At 38.4% G+C, this 8,259-nt stretch carries 8 protein-coding genes and 1 pseudogene; 7 read left to right on the top strand and 2 right to left on the bottom strand.

The window, feature by feature from the left end; all coding sequences use genetic code 11:
• Positions 1–253: 253 nt before the first annotated feature.
• The 5 genes from HMPREF2731_RS02730 to HMPREF2731_RS02710 all read left to right on the top strand — a co-directional run bounded on the left by HMPREF2731_RS02730 (position 254) and on the right by HMPREF2731_RS02710 (position 2,800).
• Entirely contained in the window at positions 254–520 is a 267-nt protein-coding gene (locus HMPREF2731_RS02730) for an IreB family regulatory phosphoprotein (RefSeq protein WP_002290885.1), read from the top strand.
• A complete protein-coding gene (gene ruvX, locus HMPREF2731_RS02725; RefSeq protein ID WP_002290886.1) occupies positions 517–948 on the top strand; it encodes a Holliday junction resolvase RuvX in 432 nt (143 codons plus the stop codon). Before HMPREF2731_RS02730 ends, ruvX begins: the two co-directional genes overlap by 4 nt.
• Before the next feature lie 25 nt (positions 949–973).
• Complete coding sequence (locus HMPREF2731_RS02720; protein WP_002295049.1) at positions 974–1,276, top strand: DUF1292 domain-containing protein; 303 nt, start codon at positions 974–976, stop codon at positions 1,274–1,276.
• A gap of 189 nt (positions 1,277–1,465) precedes the next feature.
• Entirely contained in the window at positions 1,466–2,302 is an 837-nt protein-coding gene (locus HMPREF2731_RS02715) for a sulfite exporter TauE/SafE family protein (protein WP_002326306.1), read from the top strand.
• Between the two features lie 63 nt (positions 2,303–2,365).
• Positions 2,366–2,800, top strand: a complete 435-nt coding sequence (locus HMPREF2731_RS02710; RefSeq protein ID WP_002290890.1) for a GNAT family N-acetyltransferase — start codon at positions 2,366–2,368, stop codon at positions 2,798–2,800.
• A 60-nt stretch (positions 2,801–2,860) separates the two neighbouring features.
• Here the strand turns inward: HMPREF2731_RS02710 and HMPREF2731_RS02705 are convergent.
• Positions 2,861–4,182, bottom strand: a pseudogene (locus tag HMPREF2731_RS02705) (2-hydroxycarboxylate transporter family protein).
• Between the two features lie 153 nt (positions 4,183–4,335).
• Entirely contained in the window at positions 4,336–5,976 is a 1,641-nt protein-coding gene (locus HMPREF2731_RS02700) for a malolactic enzyme (RefSeq protein WP_070704536.1), read from the bottom strand.
• Positions 5,977–6,308: 332 nt separating this feature from the next.
• Between HMPREF2731_RS02700 and HMPREF2731_RS02695 the strand changes: the two genes are divergently transcribed.
• On the top strand, positions 6,309–6,779 hold the full coding sequence (locus tag HMPREF2731_RS02695) for a DUF4809 family protein (protein ID WP_002295059.1): 471 nt from the start codon (positions 6,309–6,311) through the stop codon (positions 6,777–6,779).
• A 221-nt stretch (positions 6,780–7,000) separates the two neighbouring features.
• Positions 7,001–8,104, top strand: a complete 1,104-nt coding sequence (locus HMPREF2731_RS02690) for an alpha-hydroxy-acid oxidizing protein (RefSeq protein ID WP_070704533.1) — start codon at positions 7,001–7,003, stop codon at positions 8,102–8,104.
• The last annotated feature ends 155 nt before the right edge of the window (positions 8,105–8,259 follow it).

Raw genomic sequence — 8,259 nt, 5'->3', positions numbered from 1 at the left:
TCTGTCTAACTTAATTTGACAATTAAGATTATGAAAAAATTGTGTAAAAACATACTTTCAAAGAAATATAGCGTATACTTTATGGAAAGAGGGCTTTTGAAAAAGCCACAGAAAAAAGGAAAAATCAGACAAATCGTGTTTCTTAATTTATTCAGAAGTTTGGAATATTTGTTTGTAGTTTTCCCTTTCTTCGAGTAAAATAAGGGTGTAGAAGGTAAGCTGGAATTACCTTGCGGGAAAGAGGTGTAGAATCATGGGTTTTACAGATGAAACCGTACGTTTTGGTTTTGACGATAGTCGCAAAAAAGAAGTGAGCGAAACATTAGCGATTGTTTATCGGGCTTTGGAAGAAAAAGGCTACAATCCAATCAATCAGATTGTCGGCTACTTGCTTTCTGGAGACCCGGCCTACATTCCTCGTTATCGTGATGCACGAAATTTGATTCGCCGTCACGAACGCGATGAAATCATGGAAGTAATTGTCAAAGACTACCTCTCAAATCATGGAGTGAATTTATGAGAGTAATGGGCTTGGATGTCGGTTCTAAGACAGTAGGCGTTGCTGTGAGCGATCCCTTTGGCTGGACAGCTCAAGGAGTAGAAATCATTCGAATCAATGAGGCAGAAGAAGAGTTTGGTTTTGATCGGTTGAAGGAATTAGTGGCGCAGTACGAAGTAGACCGTTTTGTAGTTGGATTACCTAAGAATATGAACAATTCCATCGGACCAAGGGCAGAAGCTTCCATGTCATATGGAGAGAAGATCAAAGAACTATTCTCCTTGCCAGTTGATTATCAAGATGAACGACTAACCACTGTTCAGGCAGAACGTATGCTAGTAGAGCAGGCAAATACTTCAAGAGCGAAACGAAAAAAAGTCATCGATAAATTAGCAGCTGTGATGATTTTACAAAATTATTTAGACGGCTCAGGTAAGCAATTATTTTAATAATAAAAAGAAAAGAGGTAATCTTATGACAGAACATAACCATTCCCACGAACACGAAGGACACGAACACATCACATTGGTGGATGACCAAGGAAATGAAACATTATACGAAATCTTGCTAACAGTTGACGGACAAGAAGAATTTGGACGTAACTATGTTCTTTTATATCCAGCTGGTGTTTCAGAAGATGAAGATGTAGAATTACAAGCTTATGCATACATCGAAAACGAAGATGGAACAGAAGGCGAGTTAGAACAAATCGAAACAGACGCAGAATGGGATATGATCGAAGAAGTATTCAATACATTCATGGCGGAAGAAGAATAGAACAAAAGAATCGATAAGGTGTAAGAAAAGCTGGACTCTCTGAAAAGTAGAGCCCGGTTTTTTCGTTTAGCACTACCTTTCTTTAAAAAGTAGAAAAGCTTTTGAAGCCTCGTTTGTTTCTTTTACTGTATAATAAAAGAAAAGAGTAACAATCGTTAAAAGATATAAACAAGAGAAAGGAAATACAAGATGATTGGTCTGATTTATTTTGTGGTGATCGTTCTGGCGAACACAGTTGGCGCTATTTCCGGGATGGGTGGAGGCGTGTTGATCAAACCGATTCTTGATCTTATCGGTGCCCATTCTGTTGCAGGGATTTCTTTTTACTCAACAGTTGCGGTATTCACGATGTCCATTGTTTCGACTGTGCGACAAGTATCAAGCGGGAAATCACTGAATTGGCAGATTGTCGGTTGGGTATCTAGTGGAGCTGTTGTTGGAGGAGTAGTCGGCAACATTGTATTCGAAGTTTTTTTACAGTTATTTGAAAACGAGAAGCATGTGCAGCTGATCCAAATTTTTTTGACGGTATTGACCTTGGTTTTTGCGTTCTTCTACACCAAGCATCATCAGCCAAAATTTCATTTGACGTCATGGACTTGGTACCTTATATGTGGGGTGGTTCTGGGCTTTTTAGCTAGTTTTTTAGGTATTGGTGGTGGACCAGTCAATGTTTCTTTGTTGATGCTGATGTTTGCATTGCCAATAAAAGAAGCAACACTATATTCTCTATCTACGATTTTCTTTTCTCAACTGGCAAAATTGGTAACGATTGCTTTAACAAGTAGCTTTATGCGCTTTGATTTATCTATGTTGTTTTATGTTATCCCCGCTGCTATCATTGGAGGTTTGTGGGGAGCAAGATTTAGCAGGATTTTGTCTCCAAAAAAAGTGACCTTTATTTTTCAAGCGATTGTCATCGTGGTTCTTTTGATCAATCTTTACAATGCTTTCGTCATCTTGCAAACATTAGAAGGATCTGGATTCAAGCAAGTCAAAATCACTGAAAAGTCTTTTTTTAAATGAAAAAAGGAGTATACTATGATAAAAAAATTCATTTAAAAAAATAGAAATTGGCTGGTGATTTGGATGTTGCGGGAAATGCGTTTAGGTGATGCAGAAGCACTACGAGAAATCAATGCGGAACAATTAGGGTATGATGTACCATTAACCGTTACGGTGAGACAAATGAAGAAACTGTTGAAGGAGCCAGAAAAAAATTTTTTCTTGGTTTATGAAGATCCTACTTCTAAAAAAGCAGCTGGCTATGTACAAGCGGAGTCCTATGAATCAATTTTCAGCGATCCGATGTTCAATATTATGGCACTTGCTGTGTCTAAACATGCTGAAAAAAGAGGAATCGGAAAGGCCTTGATGACTGGCGTAGAAGAAGAAGCGAAAAGACGAGGAATATCAGCAATCAGACTTAATTCTGCAGAATACAGAGTAGAAGCACACCGATTTTATGAACGCATCGGTTATCATTCCGATAAAATGCAAAAAAGATTTTTGAAAATCCTGTAAATTTTTATCAAAAAATACCTGGTCATCAAGCCGATACTTGATGATCAGGTATTTTTTTGACTAAGAAAGTAATTGCATCAAGAAACCTGAGATGATCAAAACGATGGCACCACCAAGCCGATTGCCCATTTGAGCAAAAGCAATAAGTTCCATCCGATTAGCTGCAGATAAGACAGCTACATTTCCTGTACCACCCATCGAGTTGTTGCATAAGCCAGCAGTAATAGTTGATTCGATTGGATATAAACCAAACAAACGACCGACAAATCCTGAAACTACTGAAATCGCGATAACACTTGTCAAACATAAGACAACAAATTGCCATGTCAAAGCAGAAGCCAATACATTTAGATTCAATAACGCAATACCGATTCCGGCAAGAACAGCTGCTGTCAAGTTTTTGACAATCAAGTTGTTGAACATGATAGCTGCATCTTCGTAATATTCTGGTAATAGGTTTGCGATTTTACAGATAACAACGATAATGATCATGAATGCGTAAGCATGGACTTTAGGAACAAAATAGTTACCGATTTGTCCTAAGATGAAGAAAGTCAATGATACCATCAAACCGACACCTAATTGTGGAATGGAAGGTTTTACATTTCTAGGTTTTCCATCGCCAAGGTCGCCTTTTTCCATTAATTTACCATTACCGTTGAATTTTGGCATTGATTGTCCCGCACGAGCAACTAACGCTGCACCAATGATAGCTAGGACATTTGTCATTGCTGTCGCAGGAATCAGGCGGGAAATGATAGAAGAAGCGTCCGTGCCTAAAACATTTGCATAAATCGTTGATAAAGGTACAGCTCCGGCTCCAACACCACCAGCCATTGCGGGCAATGAGATATATAAAACGGAATTTGCAAAACCATTTCCGATAAGCATACCTACGAGTCCTACGGCAAAAAAGAGACGACCATTGAAATAAGTGCAACGGGAATAAAACGAACAGAAGCTTTCATCAATAGATTACGGTTCATACCAAGGATGCTACCAGTAATCAAGGCAGCAATATAAAAGTCTAAAAAGCCCATATTGCTGACAAAGTTTTCTGTGGATTTTACTACATACTCAGGTAAGATCCCAAATGTAGCAATCGCGGCAGAGGCAAAGATCGCAAAAACGGAGCCACCACCTAAATAACTTTTGACGATAGGGATTTTTGTTCCGATAAAATGAAATAAATTACCGAAAATGACCAAAACAGCGATTGGGCCAATCATATTCGTCGGTAATTTTCCTAAAGCCATTGCAATGATCAGGACAAGGACCATGATCAAATAAAGGGGCAAACTTACGCCGGTAATTTTTGTTGACCAAAACCCTTCTTTTTTCTTTTCCTCAACTGCAGTTGCAGTTGTTGTTTTTTGTGCCATTTTTACAGATCCTTTCTTATTCTGTATCGTATGAAAAAAGCCAAAGAGAAGCGGCAAAAGAGCAGTAGTTGGCTGGCTGCTGTTTTGCCGCAGTCGCTTTTTTCTTTTTAGACGTCATACAAAGTTTCTGTATGTTCTTTTACTATAACAATCTTAATCTTCTAAAGATTTATATTCAGGAACCCATTTAGCAGATTCAACAGCTTCTTTGATATCCGTGATTTCTTCACGATTCAATTTTTGTGCAACAACTGATTTTGCGACAGTTTCAGCAATCGTTTGAGAGAATTCAGTGATTTTTGCTACTGGAGGCAAGATAGCTGCTCCTGGTTTTGTTACATCAACGATTCCGCCTAATGCTCGACTAGCTTGAGAAATGATTTCAGCATTTACTCGTGTAGCTGTTGAAGCAATCAAACCAAGCCCTAAACCTGGGTACATCAACGCATTATTTGCTTGACCGATTTGGTAAGTTACACCGTTATATTCCACATCAGCAGCAGGGATACCTGTTCCAACTAAAGCTTTTCCGTCCGTCCATTCAATCAAATCTTTTGCTTTTGCTTCTGCCAATTTTGTTGGATTAGACAAAGGCATGATGATTGGACGTGGGGTATGAGCCGCCATTTCTTTCACGATTTCTTCAGTGAATGCTCCAGGTTGGGTAGAAGTACCGATCATGATCGTTGGATGGATTGCTTTTACAACTGCTTCTAAGTTTGTCAATTCATCAGCATTAGTGAATTCTGAGCGTTTACGAGCGAATGGGATTTGACCAGGAGTCAACCCTTTTGTATCTTCAAACAATAAACCCTGTTTATCTACTTGATAGAAATGTTGGCGTGCTTCTTCTTCAGGTACACCTTGACGGATCATTTCATCTAAAAGGATGTTTGCGATACCTACACCAGCAGTACCAGCACCAAATGTCAAGATCGTTTGATCTTTCAATTCCTCACCTGATATATTCAATCCACCTAATACACCAGCTAGTACAACGATTCCTGTGCCTTGGATATCATCATTGAAAGTAGTGATTTTATCTTCGTATTTTTCTAAAATCGTTGCAGCATTTCCTCGTCCAAAATCTTCCCAATGTAATAACAATTCTGGGAATAATTCAGTAGCTGATTGAACGAATTGATCAATGAATTCGTAGTAAGTTTCGCCTTCTACACGAGCATGACGATTCCCTAAGTATAATGGATTATTCAATAATTCTTCGTTATTAGTACCAGCGTCAATCGATACAGGCAAGACTTGTGCAGGATTGATACCAGCCGCAGCAGTGTAGACCATCAATTTACCGATAGCGATGTCAACACCGTTCACACCCCAGTCACCCATACCTAAGATTCCTTCTGCATCTGTCACAACGATCAAACGAATGTCGCGTCCATCTGCTGCGTTTTTCAAACTTGCTTTGATATTTTCTGGTTCGTCGATTGAAAGAAATGCAGCATCTTGTGGTTTCAAGAAAATTTCGTTGTATTGTTCGATTGAATCCGCAACGACAGGATCATAAACGACAGGCATGAATTCAACTAAATGTTCGCCCATCAATTTATAAAACAATGTCCGGTTCGTATTGAATAGATTCATTAAGAAGATACGTTTTTCCAAATCGGTCTGTTTGCTTAAGTATTGACCGTAAGCTTGGACAGATTGTTGTTCCAATGTTTGGACAGTACTTGGAAGCATACCAGTGATTCCGTATTTTGCCCGTTCTTCTTTTGTAAAAGCTGTTCCTTTATTTAGAAAAGGATTATTTAATAAGTTTAGCCCTGTAAGCATGAATGATTCCTCCTAAGTTTTAGTACAAACGAAGTATAGGAATCAGATGAGGATATAGTCAAAAAGAGCAGGTATAATAAATTTTATTTATATGAGTAATAGAGTCAAAAGAAATCAAAATAGCGGTATTTGTTCTTTTTATATCAACAATCCTTGCTTGATTACTATGCGTATCTCTTATATGCTAAAGAAAGAAAAGTAGAAGAATAAAGGATATGTTAGATAGATAAATAGAATCTCTGAAGAATAAATCACGTGATCGTGACGATAAAATACACTTACGTCAGGTGATAAAAAATACATAAGTAGAAAACTAAGAGGAGGAACAGAAAATGAAAGAAGTTCAATTGATCAGAAAAAGCGAACTATCAGAAGGTGGTTGCAATGCATGCGGCGTAGTAGAAGCAACAAGCTATACATTAAAGCTTGGTGCCAACAAAGCGATAATCTCTGAGTTGACAGTAGGCGGTCTTGTGGACAGTCTGGCGCTTGCTGAAGGTTTTATTGGAGAAGATATTTATGAGATGTTTTCAGAAATTCGTCAGTTAAAAAAAGGGGAAAACTGCATAGAGGTTCATCATGAGAGCCCGAATGTGAGATTCAAACGTGGTGATAATGAGATGATCTTCAATAATCATGTGTCCGATCACACCGAGCTATATGGAATCGTGAATCAAATACTAACTGAGCTTTTTGGATTGGGACCTTATGCGTTCAAGGAAGAAAACGGTAATCCAAAATTAAACGAAGAATGGCAAGAAACGATTGAAATACAAAGAAACAACCCGCACTTATTTCAATAGGCATCCACAGTATTTCGTAAAAGGGACTTTGACACGACTTTTGTCAAAGTCCCATCGTTTTTTATCTATTTGTGTTCTAAACATTTCTTTCAGAGTAGTAACAACTGGAATGACTGAAATGCAAACAGATTATTTGCCTGTATCAATACGGAAGAGTAATATAAAATTTGTAAACGCTATCATATTATTCATTCAATTTTTTATAGAGGGAAGGCATTGAAATGGAAAAAACGTATCAAGCAGGTACAAATGAAGGAATAGTGGATTTTATCAATATGGAAGATTTAGAAATAGCCGCTTCACAAGTGATTCCAGCTGGTGGTTATGGTTACATCAGCAGTGGTGCTGGCGACTTATTTACTTATCAAGAAAATGAACGGGCATTCAATCATCAGCTGATTATTCCTCATGTATTAAGAGATGTAGAATTACCCGATACAACTACACATTTTGACGAAGAAACGCTGACTGCACCAATCATCATGGCACCAGTTGCTGCTCATGGCTTAGCTCATGTGAAGGCGGAGAAAGCTTCTGCAAAAGGTGTAGCAGATTTTGGGACGATCTATACAGCAAGTTCTTACGCTTCTTGTACTTTAGAAGAGATAAGAGAAGCAGGCGGGGAGAAAGCACCGCAATGGTTTCAATTTTATATGAGCAAAGATAATGGAATCAATTTGGATATTCTTGAAGTGGCCAAGCGTAATGGAGCAAAAGCAATCGTATTGACAGCGGATGCAACAGTTGGCGGAAACCGTGAAACAGACCGCAGAAACGGGTTTACCTTCCCGCTGCCAATGCCGATCGTTCAGGCTTATCAATCAGGAGTAGGCCAAACGATGGATGCTGTATATAAATCTTCCAAACAAAAACTTAGTCCAAAAGATGTAGAATTTATCGCTGCTCATTCTGATTTGCCAGTCTACGTGAAAGGTGTTCAATCAGAAGAAGATGTCTATCGATCATTAGAATCTGGTGCTGGTGGAATTTGGGTATCTAACCATGGTGGCCGTCAATTAGATGGGGGGCCTGCTGCGTTTGATTCGTTGCAATATGTGGCAGAAGCAGTAGATAAACGTGTACCAATCGTGTTTGACAGCGGTGTACGACGTGGACAACATGTTTTCAAAGCAATCGCATCAGGTGCCGATCTTGTTGCTATTGGCAGACCCGTTATTTATGGATTGTCTTTAGGAGGAAGTACAGGAGTCCATCAAGTGTTTGATTTCTTTAAAACAGAATTGGAAATGGTCATGCAATTAGCTGGAACACAAACAGTAGAAGATATCAAAAAAATAAAATTGCGTGAGAATCGTTTTATTTAAGAAATAAATGACGAAAAAAATAGGAGTGCGGCAGATGATGCCGTACTCCTATTTTTATAGTTCAAGGATGTCACTAATAGAATAATTTGAAACGAAAAAATAAAATTGAAATATTTTTTCATACTCTTAATTGTCAAATTAAGTTAGACAGATCA

It is taken from the genome of Enterococcus sp. HMSC072F02 (genome assembly GCF_001837725.1).
In the GTDB taxonomy this organism is placed as follows: Bacteria; Bacillota; Bacilli; order Lactobacillales; family Enterococcaceae; genus Enterococcus_B; species Enterococcus_B lactis.
Note: the sequence above shows the minus strand (reverse complement) of the source record. Positions and strands in the feature narration are given on the sequence as shown.